25 protein-coding genes are annotated in these 26,397 nt (G+C 73.3%); 16 read left to right on the top strand and 9 right to left on the bottom strand.

Features of this window, described 5'->3' with window-relative positions; translation table 11 throughout:
• Positions 1-8: 8 nt before the first annotated feature.
• Positions 9-392 carry a cold-shock protein gene (locus tag IE264_RS38555; RefSeq protein ID WP_015610403.1) on the bottom strand — a complete coding sequence of 128 codons (384 nt, stop codon included), beginning with the start codon at positions 390-392 and terminating at the stop codon, positions 9-11.
• A 190-nt stretch (positions 393-582) separates the two neighbouring features.
• Between IE264_RS38555 and IE264_RS21665 the strand changes: the two genes are divergently transcribed.
• Both IE264_RS21665 and IE264_RS21660 read left to right on the top strand, forming a co-directional pair.
• Positions 583-822 (top strand): hypothetical protein, encoded by a 240-nt coding sequence (locus IE264_RS21665; protein ID WP_015610402.1) that lies wholly within the window; start codon positions 583-585, stop codon positions 820-822.
• Between the two features lie 16 nt (positions 823-838).
• Positions 839-1,180, top strand: a complete 342-nt coding sequence (locus IE264_RS21660; protein ID WP_032759307.1) for a hypothetical protein — start codon at positions 839-841, stop codon at positions 1,178-1,180.
• A 35-nt stretch (positions 1,181-1,215) separates the two neighbouring features.
• Here the strand turns inward: IE264_RS21660 and IE264_RS21655 are convergent, their stop codons facing one another.
• Positions 1,216-1,878: an HAD family hydrolase gene (locus IE264_RS21655; RefSeq protein WP_032759417.1), complete on the bottom strand. Its 663-nt coding sequence runs from the start codon at positions 1,876-1,878 to the stop codon at positions 1,216-1,218.
• 198 nt (positions 1,879-2,076) lie between these two features.
• On the opposite strand from IE264_RS21655, the gene IE264_RS21650 reads away from it, so the two are divergent.
• From IE264_RS21650 to IE264_RS21635, 4 genes are read left to right on the top strand one after another with little or no spacing between them, the layout of a single operon-like run.
• Positions 2,077-3,126 (top strand): FecCD family ABC transporter permease, encoded by a 1,050-nt coding sequence (locus IE264_RS21650; protein WP_051821968.1) that lies wholly within the window; start codon positions 2,077-2,079, stop codon positions 3,124-3,126.
• Entirely contained in the window at positions 3,123-4,199 is a 1,077-nt protein-coding gene (locus IE264_RS21645) for a FecCD family ABC transporter permease (protein ID WP_032759305.1), read from the top strand. The genes IE264_RS21650 and IE264_RS21645 overlap by 4 nt, the downstream gene beginning before the upstream one ends.
• Complete coding sequence (locus tag IE264_RS21640; protein WP_032759304.1) at positions 4,196-5,071, top strand: ABC transporter ATP-binding protein; 876 nt, start codon at positions 4,196-4,198, stop codon at positions 5,069-5,071. The genes IE264_RS21645 and IE264_RS21640 overlap by 4 nt, the downstream gene beginning before the upstream one ends.
• Positions 5,072-5,074: 3 nt before the next feature.
• Positions 5,075-6,061: an ABC transporter substrate-binding protein gene (locus IE264_RS21635; protein ID WP_032759303.1), complete on the top strand. Its 987-nt coding sequence runs from the start codon at positions 5,075-5,077 to the stop codon at positions 6,059-6,061.
• Positions 6,062-6,071: 10 nt separating this feature from the next.
• Here the strand turns inward: IE264_RS21635 and IE264_RS21630 are convergent, their stop codons facing one another.
• Positions 6,072-7,289, bottom strand: a complete 1,218-nt coding sequence (locus IE264_RS21630) for a chromosomal replication initiator protein DnaA (RefSeq protein WP_078657578.1) — start codon at positions 7,287-7,289, stop codon at positions 6,072-6,074.
• 54 nt (positions 7,290-7,343) lie between these two features.
• Here IE264_RS21630 and IE264_RS21625 point away from each other — a divergent pair, with 54 nt between their 5' ends.
• The 4 genes from IE264_RS21625 to IE264_RS21610 all read left to right on the top strand — a co-directional run bounded on the left by IE264_RS21625 (position 7,344) and on the right by IE264_RS21610 (position 12,559).
• A complete protein-coding gene (locus IE264_RS21625) occupies positions 7,344-9,809 on the top strand; it encodes a helicase C-terminal domain-containing protein (protein WP_032759301.1) in 2,466 nt (821 codons plus the stop codon).
• Between the two features lie 126 nt (positions 9,810-9,935).
• Positions 9,936-10,061 (top strand): hypothetical protein, encoded by a 126-nt coding sequence (locus IE264_RS38445; protein ID WP_267065701.1) that lies wholly within the window; start codon positions 9,936-9,938, stop codon positions 10,059-10,061.
• Positions 10,062-10,106: 45 nt separating this feature from the next.
• Positions 10,107-10,799 carry a YqjF family protein gene (locus IE264_RS21615; RefSeq protein WP_051821967.1) on the top strand — a complete coding sequence of 231 codons (693 nt, stop codon included), beginning with the start codon at positions 10,107-10,109 and terminating at the stop codon, positions 10,797-10,799.
• A gap of 116 nt (positions 10,800-10,915) precedes the next feature.
• Positions 10,916-12,559 (top strand): DNA repair helicase XPB, encoded by a 1,644-nt coding sequence (locus IE264_RS21610; protein ID WP_015610391.1) that lies wholly within the window; start codon positions 10,916-10,918, stop codon positions 12,557-12,559.
• Positions 12,560-12,596: 37 nt separating this feature from the next.
• On the opposite strand, the gene IE264_RS21605 is transcribed toward IE264_RS21610, so the two are convergent.
• Entirely contained in the window at positions 12,597-12,785 is a 189-nt protein-coding gene (locus tag IE264_RS21605) for a hypothetical protein (RefSeq protein ID WP_015610390.1), read from the bottom strand.
• Between the two features lie 395 nt (positions 12,786-13,180).
• Here IE264_RS21605 and IE264_RS21600 point away from each other — a divergent pair, with 395 nt between their 5' ends.
• Entirely contained in the window at positions 13,181-15,253 is a 2,073-nt protein-coding gene (locus IE264_RS21600) for a HelD family protein (RefSeq protein ID WP_015610389.1), read from the top strand.
• A gap of 57 nt (positions 15,254-15,310) precedes the next feature.
• Here IE264_RS21600 and IE264_RS21595 read toward each other — a convergent pair whose 3' ends face one another.
• Positions 15,311-16,000, bottom strand: a complete 690-nt coding sequence (locus IE264_RS21595; RefSeq protein WP_032759299.1) for a copper homeostasis protein CutC — start codon at positions 15,998-16,000, stop codon at positions 15,311-15,313.
• 368 nt (positions 16,001-16,368) lie between these two features.
• Here IE264_RS21595 and IE264_RS21590 point away from each other — a divergent pair, with 368 nt between their 5' ends.
• Positions 16,369-18,591: a heavy metal translocating P-type ATPase gene (locus IE264_RS21590; RefSeq protein WP_229887690.1), complete on the top strand. Its 2,223-nt coding sequence runs from the start codon at positions 16,369-16,371 to the stop codon at positions 18,589-18,591.
• Between the two features lie 21 nt (positions 18,592-18,612).
• Here the strand turns inward: IE264_RS21590 and IE264_RS21585 are convergent, their stop codons facing one another.
• From IE264_RS21585 to IE264_RS21570, 4 genes are all read right to left on the bottom strand, one after another.
• Complete coding sequence (locus tag IE264_RS21585; protein ID WP_032758860.1) at positions 18,613-19,491, bottom strand: 5-oxoprolinase subunit C family protein; 879 nt, start codon at positions 19,489-19,491, stop codon at positions 18,613-18,615.
• Positions 19,488-20,252, bottom strand: a complete 765-nt coding sequence (locus IE264_RS21580; protein ID WP_051821920.1) for a 5-oxoprolinase subunit B family protein — start codon at positions 20,250-20,252, stop codon at positions 19,488-19,490. Before IE264_RS21580 ends, IE264_RS21585 begins: the two co-directional genes overlap by 4 nt.
• Positions 20,249-20,998 (bottom strand): LamB/YcsF family protein, encoded by a 750-nt coding sequence (locus IE264_RS21575; RefSeq protein WP_032758877.1) that lies wholly within the window; start codon positions 20,996-20,998, stop codon positions 20,249-20,251. Before IE264_RS21575 ends, IE264_RS21580 begins: the two co-directional genes overlap by 4 nt.
• 117 nt (positions 20,999-21,115) lie before the next feature.
• Positions 21,116-21,832: a maleylpyruvate isomerase family mycothiol-dependent enzyme gene (locus IE264_RS21570; protein WP_032758859.1), complete on the bottom strand. Its 717-nt coding sequence runs from the start codon at positions 21,830-21,832 to the stop codon at positions 21,116-21,118.
• A 128-nt stretch (positions 21,833-21,960) separates the two neighbouring features.
• Here IE264_RS21570 and IE264_RS21565 point away from each other — a divergent pair, with 128 nt between their 5' ends.
• The 4 genes from IE264_RS21565 to IE264_RS21550 all read left to right on the top strand — a co-directional run bounded on the left by IE264_RS21565 (position 21,961) and on the right by IE264_RS21550 (position 26,366).
• Positions 21,961-22,635, top strand: a complete 675-nt coding sequence (locus IE264_RS21565) for an HD domain-containing protein (RefSeq protein WP_032758858.1) — start codon at positions 21,961-21,963, stop codon at positions 22,633-22,635.
• Between the two features lie 176 nt (positions 22,636-22,811).
• Complete coding sequence (locus IE264_RS21560) at positions 22,812-24,062, top strand: PQQ-binding-like beta-propeller repeat protein (RefSeq protein ID WP_032758857.1); 1,251 nt, start codon at positions 22,812-22,814, stop codon at positions 24,060-24,062.
• Positions 24,063-24,185: 123 nt separating this feature from the next.
• On the top strand, positions 24,186-25,502 hold the full coding sequence (locus IE264_RS21555; protein WP_078657545.1) for a Cmx/CmrA family chloramphenicol efflux MFS transporter: 1,317 nt from the start codon (positions 24,186-24,188) through the stop codon (positions 25,500-25,502).
• A gap of 204 nt (positions 25,503-25,706) precedes the next feature.
• Positions 25,707-26,366 carry an HAD family acid phosphatase gene (locus IE264_RS21550; RefSeq protein WP_032758854.1) on the top strand — a complete coding sequence of 220 codons (660 nt, stop codon included), beginning with the start codon at positions 25,707-25,709 and terminating at the stop codon, positions 26,364-26,366.
• Positions 26,367-26,397 lie beyond the last annotated feature (31 nt).

The following is a 26,397-nucleotide window of genomic DNA, read 5'->3' as shown; positions in this document are numbered from 1 at the left end:
GACGCCCTCTACACGTCCAGCTGGTCGGCCACGGCCCGCAGCAGGCCCGCGATCTTGGCGCCTGAGGCCTTGTCCGGGTAGCGGCCGCGCTCCAGCTGGGGCGTGATGTTCTCCAGGACCGTCGTCAGGTCCTGGACGATCGACGCCAGCTCGTCCGGCTTGCGGCGCTGGGCGGCGGCGACGGACGGGGTGGGGTCGAGGACCACCACGGACAGGGCCTGGTCACCGCGCTGGCCCGCGACCACGCCGAACTCCACGCGCTGGCCGGGCTTGAGTGCGTCGACCCCGGCAGGGAGTACCGACGAGTGCACGAAGACGTCGCCGCCGTCGTCGCGGGAGAGAAAGCCGAAGCCCTTCTCGCTGTTGAACCACTTCACCTTGCCGGTGGGCACGTCTGTCCCCGTCCTCGTACTCGTCAATGTGCGGAAGAGCCGGTCCTCGAAAGGGAACGGACGAGAACAACGGCTCCGGATAGCAGTACAGCGGGTCACCGTGACCCGCCTGGTCCAAGGCTAATCGCCCTGCGGCCGGTGACAAGACGTCGCCGGAGTGTTCCTCCGGGCTGGGAACTACCCTGGTGGGGTGAGTACTACTCCTTCAGGCGCCGGGGACCGGCTGGTTCAGGTCGGCGCGATCGTCTTTTTCGTCGGCGCACTGGCCACTCTCGTCACGGTGGCCCCGCTCTTCCTCGGTACGGAGCCCTTCCCTCCGGTCGCGTACGGGGTCTCCATGTTCATGGGGCTCGGCTTCCTGATCGCCGGGGCGGGCGTCGTGCGCTCCGCGTGGACCAGCTCTCCGAAGCGGGCTGCGGAACGCGGCTAGGGCCTAGGGTCGTCGTGTGAACCACGGACTCCGTATGCAGCGGTCCCGGCCCGTCGGCGACGCCGGCTCCCCGGCGGCCTGCACCGTTCCGGGCCGGGCGACGGCGCACGTCGACGACCTCCTCGTACAGATCGCGCACGGCAGCCGGGACGCGCTCGGTGAGCTCTACGACCTGCTCGCCCCGCTCCTGCTGGAGCTGCTGCGGTCCCGGCTCCCCGCCGGTGCGGACGCCCGCTCGGCGCTCGTCGACGGCTTCAGCAGGGTCTGGCGGCAGGCACCCTCGTACGAGCCGGGACCGCACGGCCTGGACTGGGTGATCGACCGGGTGACCGGCGAGGTGACCGAGCCGGAGCGCTAGCGGGCCCCCGGGCCGCCCCGCTTCGCAGCACTCCCTCAGGCCGCCGCGCGGTCCGCCTCGAACGCCCGGAGCCAGGCCGGGAACTCCGTCAGGTCGTCCAGCACCACGTCCGCGCCCGCCGCCCGCAGCTCCTGCGCGTCGCACGGGCCCGTCGTCACGGCGACCGACAGCGCTCCGGCCGCACGTGCCCCGCGTACGTCCCCGGTGTGGTCGCCTACGTACACCTGCGCTCCGTGTTCGCGCAGCGCCTCGCCCTTGGCCTCCGCCCACAGCCAGCCGACCACCGCGTCCGGTTCGATGCCGAGGTGGGCCAGGTGCAGCTTCGCGTTCGGCTCGTACTTCGCCGTCACGACGATGGCCCGGCCGCCGAGCGCCCGCACCTCGGCCACCGAATCCCGCGCCCCGGCGAGGGCCGTGGTCGGCGCTATCGCGTGGTCGGGGTAGAGCTCCCGGTAGCGGTCGCCGGCCGCGGCCACCTCGGCGGCCGGGAACCAATGGGCCAGCTCCTCCTCCAGCGGCGGGCCGATCCGGCTCACCACCAGGGCGTCGTCGATGCGCACCCCCGTCTCGGCGGACAGGGCCCGGTAGGCGGCGGCGATACCGGGCCGGGAGTCGATGAGGGTCATGTCGAGGTCGAAGCCGACCGTGAGGGGGGCGGTGCGGGGGGCCGGGGTGGGGCGCGGAGCCGTGGAAGCCATGCGGACCATTGTGCCGACGGGCCCGGCGGGCCGACCCACCGCCGTCTCCCGGCTGTGCCCACCCACCCCCGTCCCCAGCGAAATCCCGCCGCCTAGACTGAGCCCGCACTTAGCCAAGCCTTAGTTACCTCCCTCGACCGTCCCCCGTCGACCTGCCTCCGTCGACGCACGCCCCCGTGTCCCTCCCGATTGGTTCAGATGTCAGCGTCAGCGCCAGCGCCCGTGCCGGCACCGGCCGTCGCGCCCCGCGCCCCCCGTCTCTCCCGGCGCGCGACCGCGACGGCCGCGGCCGTCGTCGCGCTGCTGCTGGCCGTCCTGCTGAGCCTCGCGGTGGGCGCGCGTTCCATCCCGCCGGGCGAGGTGCTCGACGCCCTGCTGCACGGCGGGAACTCCGACGCCGCCGAGGTGATCCGCACACTGCGGGTGCCGCGCACGCTCATCGGCCTGATGGTCGGCGCGGCGCTCGCCCTCGCGGGGACGGTGCTCCAGGGAATCACCCGTAACCCCATCGCCGACCCCGGCATCCTCGGCATCAGCCAGGGCGCGTCGGTGGCGGTGGTGATGGCCATCGCGTTCGCGGGGGTCCACACGCTGACCGGGTACGTCTGGTTCGCCTTCGCGGGCGCCGCCGTCGCCTCGGTCGCCGTGTACGCCATCGCCTCCAGCGGGCGGGGCGGCGCGACCCCGGTGAAGCTCGCGCTCGGCGGGGCGGCGATCAACGCGCTGCTGGTGTCCGTGACGATGGGCGTGCTCACGACGAAGGCGTCCGCGCTGGACGAGTTCCGGTTCTGGCAGGTCGGCTCGATCGCGGGGCGGGAGGCGGACGTCGTCCAGCAGATCTGGCCCTTCCTCCTCGTCGGCGCCGTACTCGTCCTCTCCGTCGCCCGCGGGCTGGACGCGCTCGCGCTCGGCGAGGACGTGGCGAAGGGGCTCGGGCAGAACGTCGCGGCGGTCCGGATCACCGGCGGCATCGGGGCGACCGTGCTGACCGGGGTCGGGGTGGCCGCCGCCGGGCCGATCGCGTTCATCGGGCTCGCCGTCCCGCACATCGCCCGCGCGGTCGTCGGCAACGACCACCGCTGGGTGCTGCCCATGGCCGCGCTGATCGGGCCGGTGATGCTGCTCGTCTCGGACGTCATCGGCCGGATCGTGTTCCCGCCGAGCGAGGTCCCGGCGGGTGTGATGACGGCGCTGATCGGGGTGCCGTTCCTGGTCACCCTCGTACGCCGGAAGGCGGTGCCGGCATGAGCGAGTCGTCAACGGCCGTACGGGTCCGGCCCGCCGGGTACTCCGTCGTGAAGGCCGGGCCGCGCGGCCGGTTCCTGCTGCACCGGCGGGCGTCCGTCGTCGCGGCCGCCCTCGTCGTGCTGCTGGCCGTGGTCTGCGTCGCCTACCTCTGTGTCGGCGAGAGCTTCGTCGCGCCCGGCGAGGTCGTGAAGGTGATCCTCGGGCAGCCGTCCTCCGCCGAGCTGGTCGTGGGCACGCTGCGGCTGCCGCGCATGGTCGTCGGGCTGCTCGTGGGCGTGGCGTTCGGGATCGCCGGGGCGCTGATCCAGACGGTGGCCCGCAACCCGCTCGCCAGCCCCGACATCATCGGCATCAGCCAGGGCGCGAGCGCGCTCACGGTCGGCGCGATGACCTTCGGGATCACCTCGTACACGTTCCTGCCCTACCTCTCCGTCGTCGGCGGCATCGCGGCGGCCGCACTCGTCTACGTCTTCGCCTGGCGCGGCGGGCTGCACGCCACCCGCTTCGTCCTCATCGGCATCGGCATCGCCATCGCGCTGCGGTCGGTCACCACGCTGTTCCTGACCAAGGGCGACTACCTGGTCGCGCAGCAGGCGCAGATCTGGATGACCGGTTCGCTCAACGGGCGCGGCTGGCCGGAGGCCGCCCCGCTCGCTTGGACGCTGCTGGTCCTGCTGCCCGCCGTCGCCTGGGCGGCCCGCGCGCAGCGGACCGTCACGATGGACGACGACACCGCCACCGCGCTGGGCGTGCGCCTGGGGCGCGTACGGCTCGGACTCGTCGCGCTCGGCGTGGTCCTGGCCTCCGTCGCGACGGGCACGGCGGGCCCGGTGGACTTCGTGGCGCTGCTCGCCCCGCAGATCGCCCGCCGGATGACCCGTACCGCGCAGATCCCGCTGCTGTCCTCGGCGCTGCTGGGCGCGGTGATCGTCGTCCTCGGCGACCTGCTCGCCCGCAGGCTGTTCTCGCCCACCGAACTGCCGGTGGGCGTCCTCACGGCGGCGGTCGGCGCCCCGTACCTGATCTGGCTGATCATCCGCGGTCACCGCGGCCGCAGTGGAGGCACCGCATGAGCCCGACGACCGACTCCCCGCACGGGTCCGCGCGGCTCGCCGCCCGCGCCCTGACCCTCGCGTACGAGGACCGCACCGTCGTCCACGAGCTGGACCTGGCCGTGCCCGACGGGCAGGTCACCGTCATCGTCGGCCCGAACGCCTGCGGCAAGTCCACCACCCTGCGGGCGCTCGGCCGGCTGCTGAAGCCGCGCGGCGGGGCGGTCCTGCTGGACGGTACGGAGCTGGCGCGGATACCGACCAAGCGCATCGCGCAGTCCATCGGGCTGCTCCCGCAGACCCCGGTGGCCCCCGAGGCGATCACCGTCTCCGACCTGGTCGCCCGGGGCCGCCAGCCGCACCAGAGCTGGTGGCAGCAGTGGTCGGACGCGGACGAGCGGGCGGTGACCGACGCCATGTCCCGTACGGATGTGACGGCGCTGGCCGAGCGGTCGGTGGACGAGCTGTCGGGCGGGCAGCGCCAGCGGGTGTGGATCGCGATGGCGCTCGCGCAGGAGACGGATCTGCTGCTGCTCGACGAGCCGACGACGTACCTGGACATCGCGCACCAGGTGGAGGTCCTCGACCTGGTGCGCCAGTTGGCGTCCCCTGCCGCCGACGGCACCCGCGGCCGTACGGTCGTCACCGTGCTGCACGACCTCAACCAGGCGGCCCGGTACGCGGATCACCTGGTCGCCATGAAGGAGGGCCGGATCGTCGCGGAGGGCCGGCCGGGGGACGTCGTCACCGCCGGGCTCGTCCGTGAGGTCTTCGGCCTGGAGGCGGTGATCGTCCCGGACCCGGTGACGGGTTCACCGCTCGTCGTCCCGGGCGCCCCCTGGACCCCTGCCCCCGTTCCCGCCCCCGCCCCGACTCCCGGAAAGGCCCTCTGAACCATGACTCCCCAGCACCGCTCCCGTCTGCTCGCCGCCGCGTCCCTCACCGTGGCCGCCGCCCTGTCCCTGTCCGCCTGCGGCTTCTCGTCCGAATCCTCCAGCGCGTCCGGCTCCAGCTCGGACGGGTCCTCCGAAGGTCCCCGTACGGTGAAGACGGCGATGGGCGACGTGAAGGTCCCGGCCGCCCCGCAGCGGGTCGTCGTCCTGGACACCGCCGAACTCGACTCGGTCCTCACCCTCGGTGTGAAGCCGGTCGGCGCGACCCACGCGGACGTGGAGTCGGGGTTCCTGAACTACCTGCCGAAGGACCAGGTCGCGGGCATCACGGACGTGGGCCAGATGATGACCCCGAACCTGGAGGCCATCGCCGGTCTGAAGCCCGACCTCATCCTCACCAGCAAGATCCGGCACGGCGACAAGTACGCCGAGCTCTCCAGGATCGCGCCGACCGTGATGACGGAGAACACCGGCTACCCCTGGAAGGAGAACTTCCAGGTCCACGCGGAGGCCCTGAACAAGAAGGCCGAGGCGAAGATGGTCACCGACGACTACGCCGAGCACGTGGCCGACGTGACGAAGGCGCTCGGCGGCAAGGACAAGGCGGCCGCGACCGAGGTCAACATGGTCCGGTTCGTCGAGGGCGCCGACATCCGCATCTACGGCAAGAAGAACTACATCGCCACGATCCTCGCCGACGTGGGCCTCGGCCGCCCGGCCGTCACGGACCAGGCCAAGGACGGCTTCAGCTACGACGTCAGCCCCGAGAAGATCGACCTCGCGGACGCGGACGCGGTCTTCCACTCGACGTACGGCGACCCGGCGAAGTCCAAGGAGACGCAGACCACCGGCAGCGGTCTGTGGAAGAACATGGACGCGGTGAAGAACGGCAAGGTCTTCGCGGTCGACGACCAGCTGTGGATCCAGGGCATCGGCTACACGGCGGCCGACAAGATCCTCGAAGAGCTCAAGGCCGACCTGACGAAGTAGCCGCCGTTTCTCACCCCGTACGCCTCCGCGCCCGCCACACCAGGTAGAGCGCGGAGGCGACGGCGGCGACGCGGACGACCACCGGCCAGGCCCCGGCCAGCACGTCGCGGAGCGCCCCCTCCGCGATCGGCTCGCCCCAGCGCCCGTCCATCCGCCCCCACACCCAGACGAGCGCCCCTGCGACGACGACGCCCGGCAGCCCCAGGGCCGCCCACTTCGCCTCCGTACGGGAGAGGGTCCGGGAGCCGTACGCGATGAGCCAGCCGCCCGCCAGCGGGATCCAGGACCCGGTGACCGCCCCGGCGAGCAGCAGCAGGGCGGCCAGGAGCAGCAGGGGGTGGGCGAAGCCGCCGCGGGGGGCCGGGGCGGCGGCCACCACGGGTTCCGCCACGACGACGGGCTTGCGGCGGCGCGGCCGCGGGATGCGGAGGGCGCGGCGGCGGGGGGCTTCTTCGGTGTCGCCGCCCTCCTCGGTGCCGGACTCGTCGCCCTCTTCCGCGTCTTCCGCTTCCTCGTCCGCCTCCGGGACCTCGGGCCTCGGCCGCCTGCCGAGGAGTTCCGGGGCCTCGATGCCGCCGAAGAACCCGGGGATGGCGGTCCCGGCGTCGAAGGGCCCCGGCTCCAGGCGCCACCACTCGCCGTCGCCGGTGCTCTGCTGGTCGGGGCCGAGGACGTGGGGGGCGGAGGGGTGGGGCCAGTTGGGGACGGGGGTGTCGTCGGGGCGCGTGGTCTTGTCGAGTTCTGTACGGGGGCGGCCGGCGGCGGGCTCGGCGGGCCGCGACGCGCCCCGCCAGGAACGGGTTTTCGGGGCGGAACCGGAGGCTGGACCGGAGTCCGCCCGCCCCGGCTTCTGCGGCTCCTCCGCCTCCTCCGGGGCCTTCGGGCTCTTGCGGAGGAGTCCGTTCCGGGGCCGGGGCAGCGGCCGCCGCTGGTCACCCGTCCGTGGTGCCGGCCCGCTCCGCGCCGAGGGCAGCGACACCGTCCCGTCGCCCGACTCCGCGGCGGCGCCGACCAGTTCGCCGGGGGTGCCGAGCCCGCCGATGATGCGCCGCACCGCCGCCGGGGAGTCCGCTCCCCCGGTGGCGCGCTGCCGGTCGATCTCGCTCCGGAGCGTCGAGACGAGCCTCATCCGGGCGCCCGACGACAGCTGTTGCTGCTGGGCCAGGTCGCCGACCCGGCTCAGGTAGTCGTAGACGAGCTGGTCGCTCTCGATCCCCACGCGGTGCATCCCCTCTACCGGCCCTGCCCCGACGGTAGCGTTTCAGCGGCTAACGTGGGACGGATGGGGACGACCACACCACCGCGCACGCTCGCCGAAGCCCTGCGCGCCCGGGGCGACGAATCGCTGGCCGGGCTGCTGCGTGCCCGCCCCGACCTCCTCAACCCGGTGCCGAACGACATCACCCAGCTCGCCACGAGGGCCGGCACCCGGGCCTCGGTGGTCCGCGCGCTGGAACACCTGGACCGGTTCGCGCTGCAGACCGCCGAGGCGCTGGCGGTGGCCCCGGACCCGGCCCCGTACGACATCCTGCTCTCCCTGCTCACCGGCGACGGCCTGGACGACGGAGAGCAGCGCGACGACGTGGGGGCGGCGGTCACGGCCGCGCTGCCGGGCGCGCTGGCGACGCTGCGCGAACAGGCCCTGGTCTGGGGCGAGGACGAACGGCTGCGGCTGGTGCGCACGGCCCGCGAGCTGCTCGCCCCGTCCCCGCAGCACCCCTCCCCCACCGGTCTCGGCCCCACGGTCGCGGAGGCGACGGCCGGGATGTCACCGGGCCGCCTCCAGGAGATCCTGACCACGGCGGGGCTGCACGCCACGCACGACCCGGTCTCGGCGGTGGCCGCGCTGTCCGCCCTGTTCACGGACCGGACGCGGATGGCGGAGCTGCTGGACACGGCCCCCGTAGAGGCGCTGTCGGTCCTGGACCGGCTGGTGTGGGGCCCGCCGTACGGCGAGGTCACGCCGAACCCCACCCCGCCCGTGAAGTGGCTGCGCGACCGGGGCCTGCTGCTGCCGGTCTCGACGCGGACGGTGGTCCTGCCGCGCGAGGCGGCCCTCCATCTGCGTGCCGGGCGCGCCCACCGCGTACCGGAACCGGCACCCCCGGTCGTCACGGCGGCGGCCGAACGTGATCCACAGGCTGTGGACAGAGCGGCGGCCGGTCAGGCGTTCACCGCGCTGTCGACCGTCGAGGAGCTGCTGAAACTCTGGAACGGCGGCGGCCCGGCGATCCTGCGGGCCGGCGGCCTGAGCGTACGAGAGCTGAAACGCACGGCGACAGCGCTGGACGTGACGGAACCGATCGCCGCGTTCTGGGTCGAACTCGCCTACGCGGCCGGGCTGCTGGCCACCGACGGCGAGAGCGACGAGCGGTACGCGCCGACACCCGCGTCCGACGAGTGGCTCGACCTCTCCGCCCAGCACCGCTGGACCCACCTCGCCACCGCCTGGCTCCCGGCCACCCGGGTCCCCGGCCTGGTCGGCGGCCAGGACGCGAAGGGCCGGGCCCTCTCCGCGCTCGGCCCCGAACTGGACCGCTCGGCCGCCCCCGACGTACGCCGCCGGGTCCTGGCCCTCTTCGCCGAACTGCCCCCGGGCACCGCGCCCGACCCGGAGACGCTGCTGCGACGGCTGCGCTGGGAACGCCCGTTGCGGGGTTCCTCGCCCTCAGGAGAGGGCACCGACCTCCGCTCCCGGCTCGCCCTGTGGACGCTCAACGAGGCCGAGCTCCTGGGGATCACGGGCCGGGGCGCGCTGTCCTCGCAGGCTCGCGCGCTGCTGGAGGAGGGCGAGGAGACGGCGGCGGCCTTTTTGGCCCCCCTCCTGCCCGAACCGCTGGACCACGTCCTGCTCCAGGCGGACCTGACGGCGGTGGCGCCGGGCCCGCTGGAACGCCCCCTCGCCGAAACCCTCTCGGTCCTGGCCGACGTGGAGTCGAAGGGCGGCGCGACGGTCTACCGCTTCACGCCCGGCTCGGTGCGCCGCGCCCTGGACGCCGGGCAGGCGGCGGCCGACCTGCACGCGTTCCTGGCCGCGCACAGCCGTACGCCGGTGCCGCAGCCGCTGAGCTACCTGATCGACGACGTGGCCCGCCGCCACGGCCACCTGCGGATCGGGGCGGCCTCCGCGTACGTGCGCTGCGACGACGAGGCGGTCCTCAACGAGATCCTGGCCGACCGCCGCTCGACGGGCCTGCGCCTGCGCCGCCTCGCCCCCACGGTCCTGGCCTCCCAGGCCGACCCCGGCTCCCTCCTCGAAGCGCTGCGCGAGATGGGCTACGCCCCCGCCGCGGAATCCGCCGAGGGCGACGTCCTGATCACCCGCGCCGGCGCCCGCCGCACCCCACCCCGCACCCCTCCGACCCCGGTCCCCGAAGGCCCCCCGGTCCCGGACGACACCCTGCTGGGCGCGGCGGTACGAGCCATCCGCGCAGGCGACACGGCCGCCACGGTGATCCGCAAGGACCCGGCGGAGGGTGGCCCGTCGTCCACCACGTCCTCCGGCTCCCTCCCCCGCACCACCTCGGCGGAGACCCTGGCCACGGTCCAGGCGGCCGCGATGACGGGCACCGCGGTCTGGATCGGCTACGTCAACGCGGAGGGCGCGGCCAGCCAACGCGTGATCGCCCCGGTCCGCGTGGAGGGCGGCTTCGTCACTGCGTACGACCACACGGCCGACGAGGTCCGCACGTTCGCCCTCCACCGGATCACGGGGGTGGCGGAGCTGGCGGAGGACGGGAAGGGATAGGGGCGAGGTGTCAGGCCCCCGGACGCTCAAGGGAAGCTCTGAGGATCACGTCGAGGCTTGTCGCGGGTCACACCGCATGACAGGTTCACCGTGCACCCCCACAGTCGATCCGCCGAGGAGATGAAGATGATCGGAACCCTGACCGCCGGCGAGCAGATCATGATGGCGATCGTGGCGGTGGCCGTCCTCGGTCTCGCCGTACTCGGCGTCAAGCGGGCCAAGCGCACCGGGCAGCCGGGCGAGACCGAGTAGCCGGTGGTGCCTGAGCCGGTATCGCCCCGCCCGCCCGCCGCGCCGATGCGGCCGCTGCTCACGCAGTCCTGGCTGGACCTGGCGTTCCTGCACTGGGCGGTCGATCCGGCGGATGTGGCACCGCTGTTGCCGCCGGGGACGGTGCCGGACACCTTCGACGGGGCGACCTACGTCGGGCTCGTCGCGTTCCGGATGTACCGGGTGGGCGGGCTCGGGCTGCCGGGCATCCCCTACCTGGGGACCTTTCCCGAGACCAACGTCCGGCTGTACTCCGTGGATGAGCGTGGGCGGCGCGGTGTCGTCTTCCGGTCCCTCGACGCCTCGCGGCTGATCCCCGTCCTCGTGGCGCGGGCCGCCTTCCGGCTGCCGTACGTGTGGTCCCGGATGGACATCGAGCGCTCCGGCGACACCCTCACGTACACGAGCACCCGGCGCCGGCCCGGCCCGCGCGGTGCGCGGAGCCGGATCGTGCTGCGGGCGGGGGACGCGATCGAGGAGCCGACGCCCCTGGAGCACTTCCTGACCGCCCGCTGGGCGCTGCACAGCTCGTTCTTCGGGCGGACCGTATATCTGCCGAACGCCCATCCGCAGTGGCCCCTGCACCGCGCGGAGCTGCTGGAGTGCGACGAGGACCTGGTGGCGGCCGGGGGGCTGCCCGCGCCGGCCGGTGATCCGGTGAGCGTGCTGTACTCCCCCGGCGTCCCCGTGCGCTTCGGGCCGCAGCGGCGTGGGGCCTGAGCCCGGGGCCGCCGCCCCCGGGCTCCGCACGCACTCACCCCGCCCCGCCCCGCGATGCGGCACACTGGACGTTTGGCCGCATCCGTGGCCGCACCCCGCAGAAAGGGCCGAAGCGCGTGACCGGACCCCTCATCGTCCAGAGCGACAAGACGCTGCTCCTCGAAGTCGACCACGAGCTGGCGGACGCCTGCCGCCGGGTCATCGCACCCTTCGCGGAGCTGGAGCGTGCGCCCGAGCACATTCATACGTACCGGGTCACCCCGCTCGGGCTGTGGAACGCCCGGGCCGCCGGGCACGACGCCGAGCAGGTCGTCGATGCCCTGGTGGAGTACTCCCGCTACCCCGTGCCGCACGCGCTCCTGGTCGACATCGCCGAGACGATGGCGCGGTACGGGCGGCTCACCCTCTCCAAGCACCCGGTGCACGGGCTGGTGCTCACCAGTACCGACCGGCCCGTGCTGGAGGAGATCCTGCGGTCGAAGAAGGTGCAGCCGCTGGTCGGCGCCCGGCTCGACCCGGACACCGTTGCCGTGCACCCCTCGGAGCGCGGGCAGATCAAGCAGACCCTGCTGAAGCTGGGCTGGCCGGCCGAGGATCTTGCCGGGTACGTGGACGGCGAGGCCCATCCGATCGAGCTGGCCGAGGACGGCTGGGCGCTGCGGCCGTACCAGAGGCAGGCCGTCGAGGGGTTCTGGCACGGCGGGTCCGGTGTTGTCGTGCTGCCCTGTGGGGCCGGGAAGACGCTGGTCGGGGCCGGTGCCATGGCTGAGGCCAAGGCCACCACCCTGATCCTCGTCACCAACACCGTCTCCGCCCGGCAGTGGAAGCACGAGCTGGTGAAGCGGACCTCGCTGACCGAGGAGGAGATCGGCGAGTACAGCGGTACGAAGAAGGAGATCCGGCCGGTCACCATCGCCACCTACCAGGTGCTGACCACCCGGCGGAAGGGCATCTACCCGCACCTGGAGCTCTTCGACTCCCGTGACTGGGGGCTCGTCGTCTACGACGAGGTGCACCTGCTGCCCGCGCCCGTCTTCAAGTTCACCGCCGACCTCCAGGCCCGGCGACGGCTCGGGCTGACCGCCACCCTCGTGCGGGAGGACGGGCGGGAGTCCGACGTCTTCTCGCTCATCGGGCCCAAGCGGTTCGACGCCCCGTGGAAGGAGATCGAGGCGCAGGGCTACATCGCGCCCGCCGACTGCGTCGAGGTACGGGTCAACCTCACCGACTCCGAGCGGCTCGCGTACGCCACCGCCGAGCCGGAGGAGAAGTACCGGTTCTGCGCCACCACCGCCACCAAGCGGAAGGTGACCGAGGCGCTCGTACGCAAGCACCAGGGTGAGCAGACCCTCGTCATCGGGCAGTACATCGATCAGCTCGACGAGCTGGGGGAACACCTGGACGCGCCCGTCATCAAGGGCGAGACCAGCAACGCCCAGCGCGAGAAGCTCTTCGGGGCCTTCCGGAACGGGGAGATCAGCGTCCTCGTCGTCTCCAAGGTCGCCAACTTCTCCATCGACCTGCCGGAGGCCACCGTCGCCATCCAGGTCTCCGGGACCTTCGGGTCGCGGCAGGAGGAGGCCCAGCGGCTGGGGCGCGTCCTGCGGCCGAAGGCCGACGGGCACGAGGCGCGGTTCTACTCGGTCGTCGCCCGCGACACCATCGACCAGGACTTCGCGGCGCACCGCCAGCGGTTCCTGGCCGAGCAGGGGTACGCCTACCGCATCGTCGACGCGGACGAGCTGCTCGCCGGGAACTGAGCGGGAGGGGCGGGGCCGGGGGGTACGGACCAGGGCGTCAGCGGGACCGCCTTACCCCCGCCTCCTCCGCGTACTCCCCCAGGACCACGACCCCGAAGGCCGTCGTCACAAAGACCTTGATCGCGCGTACGGCGTCTCCGACGCGGTGGGTGCGGTGGTGACCGGTGACCGCGGTCGCGCCGTGCGCGGGGCCGGTCCTGCGTGGGTTCAGGGTCGCTGTGCTCATGTATCCATGGTGCTCCCGTCACCCGTATGGGCGCGTCGGCCCGCAGAGGGAACCTGCGCGCCGGGCGCGTAGGTCTCCGGTACCGCTCGGGCCGCACACATCCCCTACGGGTACCCCCGGTGCCGTAAACCCTTCCCTGCGCGCACCCCGGTGCCCGTAAACCGTTTCGACCGGGCCCCGGCCCGCGGCTACAATCGCCGGTCTGCCCGCCTCCCGCACCGTGGTACCGGCCTTCGCCGCCGGCAGCCGGGGGAGCGCCGCCGACCGGACGGAAACCGGCCGACACCTACAGAGACGAACCTTCCCAGCGGACCCGACGGCTCCGGATGTCCCCGGAGCGCGGCGCGGTCCGCCGTCCTGCGTTGAAGAGCCGTTGAAGAGCCGGAGGCATCACCGTGCCCGCGCACGTAGCAGAAAGCGATTCCACCACCGACCCCCTGGCGCACGAGCGCGCCCATCTCGCCGCGTCCCGCGCCGCCCTGCGCGCGATGCGCGAGGACGTCCAGGCCCTCGACATCCGCGATGTCACCGCGAACTGGGTCAACGCCGCCGTGCTCCAGTCCCAGATCGACGACCGCATCAAGGCGCTCGCCGACCTCTCCCACACCCCCCTGTTCTTCGGCCGCCTCGACTACCTCCACGCCGTCGGCGGCGACCTCGCCGAAGGTGCGGAGGGCGAGCGGTTCTACATCGGGCGCCGGCACGTCCACGACGCCGCCGGGGACCCGATGGTCATCGACTGGCGGGCCCCTGTCTCCCAGCCGTACTACCAGGCGTCCCCGAAGAACCCCCAGGACGTCGGGCTCCGCCGCCGCTTCGGGTACACCGCCGGCGAGCTCACCGCGTACGAGGACGAGCACCTCACCGACCCCGCCGAGGTCGCCCACACCAGCCGCCTCCTCCAGGCCGAGATCGAGCGGCCCCGCGTCGGCCCGATGCGCGACATCGTCGCCACCATCCAGCCCGAGCAGGACGAGATCGTACGAAGTGGCCTCGGCGGCACCGTCTGTGTGCAGGGGGGTCCCGGCACCGGGAAGACCGCCGTGGGCCTGCACCGGGTGGCCTTCCTGCTCTACGCGCACCGGGACCGCCTCGCCCGGACCGGCACTCTCGTCATCGGGCCGAACCGGTCCTTCCTCCACTACATCGAGCAGGTCCTGCCCGCCCTCGGTGAGCTGGAGGTCAAGCAGGCCACCGTGGACGACCTGGTGACGGCGGACGTGGAGGTCCGGTCCACGGACGACGCGGCCGCCGCCGTCATCAAGGGCGACGCCCGCATGGCCGAGGTGCTGCGCCGGGCCATCCGCTCGCATGTCACCACCCCCACCGAGCCCGTCGTCGTGGTGCGCGGGTCGCGGCGCTGGCGGGTGCCCGCGTACGAGATCGAGGAGATGGTGGACGAGCTGCTCGCCCGGGACATGCGGTACGGCTCCGCCCACGAGGCCCTGCCGCAGCGGATCGCGCACGCCGTCCTCGTACGGATGGAGGAGGCGGGCGAGGCCCCGGACGACCGGGTGCAGAACACGGTGGCCCGCAACCCCGCGGTGAAGGCCGCCGTGAAGGCGATCTGGCCCGCCGTCGACCCGGCGAAGCTCGTGCTGAGGCTGCTCGCCGAGCCGGAGTTCCTCGCCGCCCACGCGGAGGGGCTCCTCGGCGAGGACGAGCAGAAGCTGATCCTCTGGGCGAAGCCCGCCCGCAGCGTGAAGACGGCCAAGTGGTCGGCGGCGGACGCGGTGCTCATCGACGAGGCCCGTGACCTGGTGGCCCGTACGCACTCGCTCGGCCATGTCGTGCTCGACGAGGCGCAGGACCTCTCGCCCATGCAGTACCGGGCGGTGGGGCGACGGTGCTCGACGGGTTCGGCGACGGTGCTCGGAGACCTCGCCCAGGGGACGACGCCGTGGTCCACGGAGAGCTGGAGCGAGGCCCTGTTCCATCTGGGGAAGGCGGACGCGGTCGTGGAGGAGCTGACCGCCGGGTTCCGCGTGCCGCGCGAGGTCATCGCGTACGCCTCCCGGCTGCTGCCCGCGATCTCGCCGGGGCTCGCGGCGGTGGAGTCGGTGCGTGAGTCGCCCGGTTCGCTGGTCGTACGGGAGGTTCCCGGAGCGGAGGCGCTGGACGCGGCCGTCGTCGCCGCCTGCGAGGAGTCCCTGCTCCACGAGGGGTCCATCGGGCTGATCGCCGCCGACGCCCGGATCCCGGCGCTGGGTGCGGCGCTGGCCGCCGCGGGCCACGCGCATCTGTCGCCCGGTGAGGAGACCACCGCCGCGTCCCGGCTGACGCTGGTGCCCGCCTCGCTCGCCAAGGGCCTGGAGTACGACTACGTGGTGCTGGACGAGCCGGCGGCCGTGGTGGACGGCGAGCCGGACGAGCGGACCGGGCTGCGGCGGCTGTACGTCGCGCTGACCCGTGCGGTGTCGGGGCTGACGGTGGTGCACGCGGCGGAACTGCCGGAGGCGTTGGTCTAAACCGGGGGGCGGGGTGGGGAGGGGCCGGCCCAGCCCCTCCCCGCGCCTACTGGCGCCTCAGGCGTCGAGCGCCTCGCGCCACTCCCGTACCGCCGCCGCGTCCACCGGCGCCGACCAGCCGGCCGGGCGGGCCGCACCGCCGATGTGGAAGGCGTCGATGCCCGCCGCCCGCAGTTGGGGCAGGTGGTGGAGCTGGAGCCCGCCGCCCACCAGGATCTGCGCCTCGTACCCCGGCTCCCCGGTGCGGGCGGCCTCGGCGAGGAGCGTCGGGATGCCGTCGTCGACCCCGGCCGCCGAACCCGCCGTGAGGTACGTGTCCAGGCCGGGCAGGTCCGCGAGCTGCTTGCGCAGGGCGTCGCGGTCGGTGGCCCGGTCGATCGCGCGGTGGAACGTCCACGCGCTGCCGTCCAGCTGGGCGACGATCCGCTCGACGGCCACGAGGTCGGCGTGGCCGTCCTGGTCGAGGAAGCCGAGGACGAACTCGTCGGCCCCCTCCGCCCGCAGTTCACGGGCCGTGCGGGCCAGCACCTCGATGTCACCGGCGGCGAACCCGTCCGCCAGCCTGAGCATGACGCGCAGCGGGATGTCCACGGCGGACCGGATCGCCGCGAAGGTCTCCCGTGACGGCGTCAGGCCGTCCGCGGCCATGTCGGTGACCAGTTCGAGGCGGTCTGCACCACCTGCCTGGGCGGCGACCGCGTCCTCCGCGTCGAGAGCGATCACCTCCAGGACTGCACGGTTGCTCATGGGTCCCCATTCCTCCGATACGCGCACCTATAGGTCTAGTCCAATGACCAGCCTACGGGGCGGCCGAGCGGCCGCGCAGCCCTCCATCTGAACGCATGATCGCCAAGATGCGCGACCCCGCACCGCAGACGAGTGACGAGACTCGCGCCCATAGCGGGGCGAAGGCGGACGCCGACGCCCCGGACGCCCCTTGCGTTTCATAGGGGTGGGGGGTATACATGAGAGGAGAAAGGGATACCCCCTAGGGGTATCTGAACCGCCCCGAGGAGGACCCCGTGCCCGCGACCACCAGCGACATCACCACCGCCACCGGTACCGGCACCGCCACCGCCACCGCCACCGGCACCGTCGAGCTCGCCATCGGTGGCATGACCTGCGCCTCCTGCGCGGCCCGTATCGAGAAGAAGCTCAACCGGATGGACGGCGTGGAGGCCACCGTCAACTACGCCACCGAGAAGGCGAAGGTGACGTACCGGGGCGAGGACGTCTCCGTACAGGATCTGATCTCCACCGTCGAGGCCACCGGCTACACCGCCGAGGAACCACCGCCGCCGGATACGAGGAGGCCGGACACGGAGAGGAGCGGGACGGCGCGGTCCGAACCCGACGACGGGCTCACCGCCCTCCGTCAGCGCCTGATCACCTCGCTCGTCCTCGCCGTCCCGGTCATCGCGATGGCGATGATCCCCGCCCTCCAGTTCGACAACTGGCAGTGGCTCTCCCTGACCCTCGCCGCCCCCGTCGTCACGTACGCCGGCTGGCCCTTCCACCGGGCCGCCTGGACCAACCTCCGGCACGGCGCGGCGACGATGGACACGCTGATCTCGGTCGGTACGTCGGCCGCGTTCCTGTGGTCGGTGTGGGCGCTGTTCTTCGGCACGGCGGGCATGACCGGGATGACGCACCCGTTCGAGCTGACCATCGCGCGCAGCGACGGCGCCGGGAACATCTACCTCGAAGCCGCCGCCGGAGTGACCGCCTTCATCCTCGCCGGGCGCTACTTCGAGGCCCGCTCCAAGCGGAAGGCCGGAGCCGCGCTCCGGGCCCTGATGGAGCTGGGCGCGAAGGAGGTCACCGTCCTGCGCGACGGCCGCGAGGTGACCGTGCCGACCGCCGAACTCCAGGTCGGGGACCACTTCCTGGTCCGGCCCGGGGAGAAGATCGCCACCGACGGCACGGTCATCGAGGGCAGCTCGGCCGTGGACGCGTCGATGCTGACCGGTGAGTCCGTGCCCGTGGAGGTCACCACCGGTGACTCCGTGACCGGGGCGACGATCAACGCCGGCGGCCGACTCGTCATCGAAGCCACCCGCATCGGCTCCGACACCCAGCTCGCCCGCATGGCCCGCCTGGTCGAGGACGCCCAGAACGGCAAAGCAGCGGCCCAACGCCTCGCCGACCGCATCTCCGCCGTCTTCGTCCCCATCGTCATCGCCCTCGCGCTCGGCACCCTGGGCTTCTGGCTCGGCAGCGGCGCCGGGCTCACCGCCGCGTTCACCGCCGCCGTCGCGGTCCTGATCATCGCCTGCCCCTGCGCCCTCGGCCTCGCCACCCCCACCGCCCTCATGGTCGGCACCGGCCGCGGCGCCCAGCTCGGCATCCTCATCAAAGGCCCCGAAGTCCTCGAAACCACCCGTCGCGTCGACACCATCGTCCTGGACAAGACCGGCACCGTCACCACCGGCAAGATGACCCTCCTCACCGTCCACACAGCCCAGGACACGGACGAGAACACCGTCCTGCGCCTGGCGGGGGCTCTGGAGCACTCCTCCGAACACCCCATCGCCCAGGCCGTCGCCACAGGCGCGGCCGACCGCCTCGGAGCCACCCTCCCCACCCCCGAAGACTTCGCCAACATCCCCGGACTCGGCGTCCAGGGCGTGGTCGAAGGGCACGCCGTCCTCGTCGGCCGGGAGCAGTTGCTGGCCGAGTGGGAGATCCACCTGCCGGACAGGCTGGCCCGCGCCAAGGCCGAGGCCGAGAACGCCGGGCGCACCGCGATCGCGGTGGCGTGGGACGGGGAGGCGCGGGCGGTCCTGGAGGTCGCGGACGCGGTGAAGGACACCAGCGCCGAGGCCATCGAGCGGCTGCGCGCCCTCGGGCTCACCCCGATCCTCCTCACCGGTGACAACCGGGCCGTCGCGGAGGCGGTCGCCGCCGAGGTGGGCATCGCACCCGACCAGGTGTACGCGGAGGTCATGCCCGAGGACAAGGTCGACGTCGTCAAGCGCCTCCAGGCGGAGGGCCGGAGCGTGGCCATGGTCGGCGACGGGGTCAACGACGCCGCCGCCCTCGCCCAGGCCGACCTGGGCCTGGCCATGGGTACGGGGACGGATGCCGCGATCGAGGCGAGCGACCTCACCCTCGTACGGGGAGACCTGCGGGCCGCCGCCGACGCCATCCGGCTCTCGCGCCGCACGCTCTCCACGATCCGGACGAACCTGTTCTGGGCCTTCGCCTACAACGTCGGCGCACTGCCGCTGGCGGCGGCCGGGCTGTTGAACCCGATGATCGCCGGGGCCGCGATGGCGTTCTCGTCGGTGTTCGTGGTCGGCAACTCGCTGCGGCTGCGCGGCTTCAAGGGTGCGTGAGGGGCCGCCGGGAGTCGCTCCTCATGCCCGTACGAACCTGACCCGCGTTCCCGGAACCGCCTGCGCCGCCACGGCGAGGGCGGTTTCCGGTACGACGCCGACGACCGGGTAGCCCCCGGTCGTCGGGTGGTCGTTGAGGAAGACGACGGGGAGCCCGTCCGGGGGCACCTGGATCGCCCCCAGCACCATGCCCTCGCTGGGCAGTTCGCCGTCCCGGGCCCGCTCCAGGGCGGGTCCCTCGGTGCGGAGGCCGATGCGGTTGCTGTGCGGGGAGACGCGGTAGGCGGCGGTGGTGAGCGTACGCAGCGCGGCGGCCGTGAACCACGCGTGGCGCGGGCCGAGGTGGAGGGGCAGCACCAGCTCGGTGGGGCGGCCGGGCCAGGGGGCGGGGCCTTCGCATTGCGGTGGCTCCCCGGCCGGTTCGCCGAGCGGCAGCGTGTCGCCCTCGCGGAGGGGGGCCGGGCCCAGGCCCGAGAGGAGGTCGGCCGAGCGGCTGCCCAGCACCGGTTCCGGCTCAAGGCCGCCCGCGAACGCCAGGTAGCCGCGTACCCCGCTCACCGCGGGGCCCACGTCCAGCACCGCGCCCGCCGGAACCCGCACGGGCGCGCCCCACGCCACGGGCCGCCCGTCGACGCTCACCCGGCACCCCGCACCGCCGACGACGGCCACCACGGTCCGGTCGGGGCGGACCGCGCACCCGGTGACGGTGGTCTCCAGGAGGGCGGCGCCCGGCCGGTTGCCCGCCAGCCGGTTGGCCAGCCGGGCGGCGGGGGCGTCCAGCACCCCGGCCCGCCCGACGCCGAGGTGCGCCCAGCCGGGGCGGCCCGCGTCCTGGACGGTGGTGAGGGCGCCGGGGCGGACGACGTGGAGGATCCCCTTCCCCTCCCGTACGGACGTCAACTGCCCGCCTCCGTAAGGGGTACGGGTACGCGCTCCGGTTCCGCAGCCACGAACCGCACCCGGGTCCCGGGTCCCAGCAGCGCCGCCGGTTCCCTGGCCGGGTCCCACAGGGCCGCCGGGTCCACCATCCGCCCGATGAGCTGCCAGCCGCCGGGCGAAGGGCGCGGGTAGACCCCGGTGTACGGCCCGGCGAGGGCCAGCGCCCCGGCCGGAACCTTCGTACGCGGGGTCGTGCGCCGGGGCACGTGCAGCCGCTCGGGCAGTCCGGTCAGATAGCCGAACCCGGGGGCGAACCCGCAGAAGGCCACCCGGAACGCGGTACGGGAGTGGAGTGCGGGCACCTCGTCGGCGCCGACGCCCCAGAGCGCGGCGACCTCGTCCAGGTCGGGGCCGTCGTACACGACGGGGATCTCGACCGCGTCGTGCGTCTCGCGGTGCAGGGGCGGGAGTTGCCAGGAGAGGAGTTCCCGGGCGAGCCGGTCGCGGGCGGTGGGCACCCGGCCACCACCGCCCCGAGGGTCCTCGATCCCGTCGAGAATCCCGTCGGGAATCCCGTCGAGCAGGACGGTCCGGGCGCCGGGGACGATCTCGCGTACGCCGGGGAGTGCGCCCCGTTCGCGCCGGCGGAGGAGCTCGGCGTGGAAGGCCTCGGCGTGCTGACCGTCGGCCAGTTCGACGAGGAGGGCGTGCGGCCCGGCGGGCAGCACGCGCACCTTCGTACCGTCGTCGCCCTGGTTCGTACCGCCGTCCCCCCGGCTCATGCGAACGCCTCCACCCGCACGCCCGCTTCCTCCAGTGCCGCCCGCACCCGGCGCGCGAGGGCCGCGGCGCCCGGGGTGTCGCCGTGGACGCAGAGCGAGCGCGCCTCGACGGGTATCCGGCTGCCGTCCGCCGCGGTGACCTCCCGGTCGAGCGCCATGCCGACACCGCGGCGTACGACCTCGTCGGCGTCGTGCACCACCGCCCCCGGTTCGCCGCGCGGGACCAGCGTGCCCTGCGCGGTGTACGCGCGGTCGGCGAAGGCCTCCTCCACGGCGGGCAGCCCGGCGGCGGAGGCGTGGGCGAGCAGGTGGGAGCCGGGCAGCCCGAGGACGGCGAGGCCACCGCCCGCGAGCCGGACGCCCGCGACGACGGCAGCGGCCTGCTGCTCGTCGTGGACGGTCCGGTTGTAGAGGGCGCCGTGCGGCTTGACGTACGAGACGGTGGAGCCGGCCGCTTCGGCGAACACCCGCAGGGCGCCTATCTGGTAGGCGATCTCGGCGGTCAGCTCGTCGGCCGGAACATCCATCGACCGGCGCCCGAACCCGGCCAGGTCCCGGTAGGAGACCTGCGCCCCGATCCGTACGCCGTTGACGGCGGCCGCATCGCAGACCCGCCGCATCACGGAGGCGTCGCCCGCGTGGAAGCCGCACGCCACATTGGCGCTGGTGACGCAGGCGAGGAGCGCTTCGTCGTCGGTCAGGGTCCAGCGGCCGAAGCCTTCGCCGAGATCCGCGTTCAGGTCCATCTTCACCGGGCGCACGCTATTGACTGTGCTCGTGGTCGACAAGGGCCGGTCCGAGGGGCGGAAGGCCTGCTCCCTCGGCTTCATCCCCCGCTCCCCCAGCCGTCCCTCAGCCATCCCTCAGCCGTCCAGCTTCGGCGGCCGGTCGAAGAGGTGCAGGTCCCCCTCCCGTACGCCGTGGAGCTCGTACCGCGTGCCCACCAGCGGCCGGTTCGCGTACAGCCGGATCAGGGTCGGCCCGTCGCCTCGGTACCGGCCCACCGGGCGGTCTTCAGGAGAGCGGACACCGAGCGGGCGCGGCTCTCCCCAGCCCGCCGGCTCCTCCCCCGCCACGTGGGCGACGATCTGCGGCATCTCCTTCCGGTACGCCACGCCCTCCAGCAGGCCGAGGGCGTACCCCAGCCCGCTCCCGGCGTACGCCCCTTCGAGGCCCCACGCCTCGCGCACATCACCGGCGTGCACCCACTCGCCGAGCGCGACCCCGTCCAGCTTCCCGCCCGCGGCGGCGATCACCGGACCGGCTCCGGTCATCCCGCGCTCCAGCTCGTCGAGGAGTGCGGGCAGGGGCAGACCGGCCCGCTCCGCGATGTCCCGCTCGTTGGACTCGGGGGAGAACACCCCTTCCTCCAGCCGGTCCTCGACCACCCTGGTCAGTGCGGCGGCGCAGTGCGCGAGGACATCGCGGACGGTCCAGCCGGGGCACGCGGTACGAAGGCCGAAGGCGGACTCGGGGGTGGCGCGCAGCAGCGGGAGGAGGACGTCACGCTCGGTCCGCAGGAGCAGGCCGGGCAGTTCGGGATCGCGTACGGGAGCGGTGGCGGCGGATGTGGTGGTCATGCGGCTCAGCCAACCGCAGGGAGCCCGCCGGCCGGGGCCGGATGCCGGAATCCGTGCGGGGCTCGGCCTCTCATCCGTACGGGGCTCGGCCTCTCATCCGTACGGGACGCAGCCTCTAAGGTCGTCCCATGACGGACAGCCCGCGCCCCCGCGACACCCGTGCCCTGCCCGACCGCTGGCGGGACACGCTCCTCGCCGCCCGTTCCGGAGCGCCCGGCCCCGACCCCCTGCCGTACGCCGAGAACCTCCTGGTCCGTTGGGCGGAGCCGCAGCGGCGCTACCACACCACCGCCCACCTGACGGCGGTCCTGGACCGGATCGACACCCTCGCCGGGTACGCCGCCGATGTGCACGCGGTGCGCCTGGCCGCCTGGTTCCACGACGCCGTGTACCGGCCCGACCGCACGGAGAACGAGGAGCGCAGCGCCGCCCTCGCCGAACGCGCACTGCCCGAGGCGGGGATGGGGGAAGCGGTGACGGTGGAGGTCGCGCGGCTGGTCCGGCTCACCGTGACGCACGACCCGGCGGAGGGGGACGGCAACGGCGAGGTGCTGTGCGACGCGGACCTGGCGGTCCTGGCGGGCGGCCCGGACGCGTACGCGGCCTATGCGGCGCAGGTACGTGAGGAGTACGGGTTCGTCCCCGACGAGGCGTTCCGGGCGGGGCGGGCGGCGGTGCTGCGGCAGCTCCTCGCGCTGCCGAGGCTGTTCCGTACGCCGTACGGGGCGGCCGAGTGGGAGGCGCGGGCCCGGCACAACCTGGCGACGGAGCTGGAGCTGCTGGGGTCGTCCGGTCCTCAGTGATCGGCCCGTGTTCCGGTTCCGGTCGGCCCCTGTTTCCGGTTCCGGTCGGCAAATGTTCCGGTTCCTTCACGGAGTTGTTCCGGTCACGCCCTGGCCCGGCCAGGAGAACCTGACGACCGCTAACGTCTGGCATCGCAGTTGCACACACTCTGACAACTCCACGGGGGTACGGAAAAATGTCCAAGGGATTCGTGGGACACGGCACCACGGCCGGCAGAACTTCACGGCGGCGAATACTGCGACTGGCCGGCGGCGCGCTCACCATGACGGCGCTCGGTGCCGGGCTGACCGGCTGCGAGGACGAGCTCGCGACCGGCGGCGCAGGCAGCACGCCACCGCCGCGCACCGCTTCTCCTGAGGACGGCAAGGGCACCGAGGACGGCAAGGCCCCCGCACCCCTGTGGACGAAGTCGACCTCGGCACAGACCTACGGGGACAACGACGAACTCGTGGCCGTGGACGGCGTGGTGATCGCGAGCGGTGACCCGCTGGCCGCCCTCGACGGGGCGACCGGCGCCGAGCGGTGGTCCCTGCCGGGCGGCGCGGTCCCCGGGGCCCCGCTGCTGCTCGGCGCCGGCGGCAGCACCCTGTACCTGGCGAGCGGCAAGTACGACGGCAACGTCATCGGGTACGCCCCGGCCTCCGGCAAGGAGACCTGGCGCAGCCACCTGGGCAAGGAGTACCGCCAGCCCAGGCCGGTCGCGGTCGACGGGACGCAGGTGTACGTCATCGCCGAGATCCTGGAGGCCGACGGCTCGTCCCGTACGAACGTGATCGCCGCGCTGAACAGCAGCACGGGCAAGCTCGCCTGGAAGGAACAGCGCGACCTCGGCACCGAGCAGAACGGCGTCCACGCAGCCGTGCAGGGCCGCTACCTCGTCTACACCGACTTCAAGAAGAACCTCACGGTGCGCGACACCGCCACCGGCAAGCAGGTGTGGACGCAGAAGACGACGAAGACGAGCTACGGCCCCTTCGTCGTCCACCAGGATCTGGTGATCGTCCCGCAGGGGCAGCGGCTCCAGGCCTTCGCCCTGTCGGACGGGTCCGAGAAGTGGTCCGTGGAGGCCGAACAGTTCACCACGTTCCGGGAGCCGACCGTCCTGGACGACGTGCTCTACATCGCCGACAGCGGCCGGACGCTCCGGGCCGTCGAGCCGCGGACCGGCAAGAAGGTCTGGCAGTCCACGGCCCTCAAGGACGCGGGCGCGCAGGTGCCCCGGCAGTTCGTCCGGGTCGGCTCCACCCTCTACGGGGCCACCGACCTCGACAAGCAGGGCGGCGTCCACGCCATCGACGCGAAGACCGGCGCCCTGCGCTGGACCTTCAACGACAAGTCCGGCGACTTCCACTCCTGGCTGGTGGCCACCGACGGCAAGCACGTCTTCGCCCTGCACGGGAAGAAGCTGCACGCCCTGCCGGGGTGACCGGCCCCACGGCACGCCCTGCCCGGGTGACGGCCGTCCACCCACCGGGAGCCGGGAATGCGGAGGCGTTCTCCGGTGTTGGGACGAGTCATGCCCGACTCCACCTCACGCCGCCGCACGTCCATGCCTCCGGCCGTATACATCCTCGGCCTCTCGGTCTTCGCCCTCGGCACCAGTGAGTTCATGCTGTCGGGCCTGCTGCCGCCCATCGCGGACGACATGAACGTCTCGATCCCGCAGGCCGGGCTTCTCATATCCGCCTTCGCGATCGGCATGGTGGTCGGCGCCCCGCTGCTCGCCGTGGCCACACTGCGGCTGCCGCGCCGCACCACCCTGATCGCGCTGATCTCGGTCTTCGGCCTCGGGCAGATCGCGGGCGCGCTCGCCCCGACGTACGAGGTGCTCTTCGCCTCCCGGGTGGTGAGCGCGCTCGCCTGCGCGGGTTTCTGGGCGGTCGGGGCGGCGGTGGCCATCGCGATGGTCCCGGTGAACCAGCGGGCGCGGGCGATGGCCGTGATGATCGGCGGGCTGTCGATCGCCAACGTGCTGGGCGTGCCGCTGGGCGCCTTCCTCGGCGAGCACTTCGGCTGGCGGTCGGCGTTCTGGGCGGTGGGCGCGGCGTCGGCGGTGGCGCTGATCGGGGTCGTCACCCGTATCCCGTACATCCCGCTGCCGGAGAAGAAGCCGGAGCTGAGGCGGGAGCTGGCGATCTACCGGGACCGGCAGGTCTGGCTGGCGATCGTGATCACCGCACTCGCGGCGGGCGGGGTGTTCTGCGCGTTCAGCTATCTGGCGCCGCTGCTGACGGACGTGGCGGGGCTGGACTCGGGCTGGGTGCCGTGGATCCTGGGCCTCTTCGGGATCGGCGCGCTGGTCGGTACGACGATCGGCGGCCGGGTCGCGGACGCGCACCTCTTCGGGGTGCTGCTCAGCGGCATCACGGCGTCCACGGTGTTCCTGGCGGCGCTGGCCCTGTTCGCCTCCAGCCAGGCGGCGGTCGTCGCGCTGGCGTTCCTGCTGGGTCTGTCGGCGTTCTTCACGGCCCCCGCGCTCAACGCCCGGATGTTCAACGTGGCCGGGGCGGCCCCGACGCTGGCCGGTGCCACGACGACGGCCGCGTTCAACCTGGGCAACACGAGCGGCCCGTGGCTGGGCGGCACGGTGATCGACGCGGACTTCGGCTTCGCGGCGACGGCGTGGGCGGGCGCGGCGATGACGGTCCTGGCCCTGGCGGCGGTGGCGGTGTCGCTGCGGCTCCAGCGCGGCGGGGGCGGCCGGAGCCGGTCGCGGCTGATCGCGAAGAGCGCTGCCGCCGGTACGGGGAGTGCGGGCGCTGCGGTCGGTACGGGGAGTGCGGCGGGCGCGGAGCGTGCGGTGCCGGGACCGGGGGCCACCGGGCCGGTGACGTCGGCGGACTGCGTGGCGTCGCCGGGCGCGTAACCCCGAGGCCCGCCCCCCCTGCTGATTCCTCCGGCTGATTCCTCCGGCTGATTCTCGTCGGCAGGCGAACGGCAGCCGACGGGAAAGACGCTACCGACCAGTAGCCAGACGGCCACCCGCACTTCACTATTGAGCGCGAGCATGACAACCCGTCGTCCGATCACGGCGTACGGGCCATTGGCAGGTTCCCACCCAGGAGTCCCCATGCATGCAGGCGCCACCATCCAGCGCACGGCTGCGGCACTGGCCGCGGCCTTCGCCCTCGTCGCGGTCCCCGTCACCTCGGCCGACGCGACGGAGACGGCCCCCGCCCGCACCACCGCCCAGGTCACCGCCGCAGCCGCCGCCCCGGCCGCCCTCGCCGCGAGCGTCGACTACAACGACTGGCGGCAGGAGGTCGCGGCCGTCGTCGCCGAGGCGCGCCCCTGGATCGAGTCCCGTACCGGGAACGCGGGCGGTGAGAAGCAGGCGATCGTCCTCGACATCGACAACACCGCGCTGGAGACGCACTTCCACCCGTTCTGGGAGCTGCCCACCCCCGCCGTCCGTGACGTCCGCGACCTGGCCCGCTACGCCGATACGCGCGGTGTGGCCGTCTTCTTCGTCACCGCCCGGCCGGGCATCATCCACTCCCTCACGGACTGGAACCTGAAGAAGGCCGGCTACCCGGTCGACGGGCTGTACGTGCGCAGCCTGCCGGACCTCTTCGAGGAGGTCAGCGCCTACAAGACCGAGCAGCGGGCCGCGATCGAGGCGAAGGGGTACAAGATCATCGCCAACATCGGGAACAACACCACCGACATCGTGGGCGGCCACGCCGAGCGCACCTTCAAGCTCCCGGACTACGACGGCGAGCTCTCCTAGTCCGCACAGGGCGGGCGGCCACCAGGGGGGG

Origin of the sequence: Streptomyces microflavus (assembly GCF_014650075.1) — a bacterium.
Classification (GTDB): Bacteria; Actinomycetota; Actinomycetes; order Streptomycetales; family Streptomycetaceae; genus Streptomyces; species Streptomyces microflavus.
The sequence above is the reverse complement of the archived record's forward strand: the minus strand, read 5'-3'. Positions and strand labels throughout refer to the sequence as shown.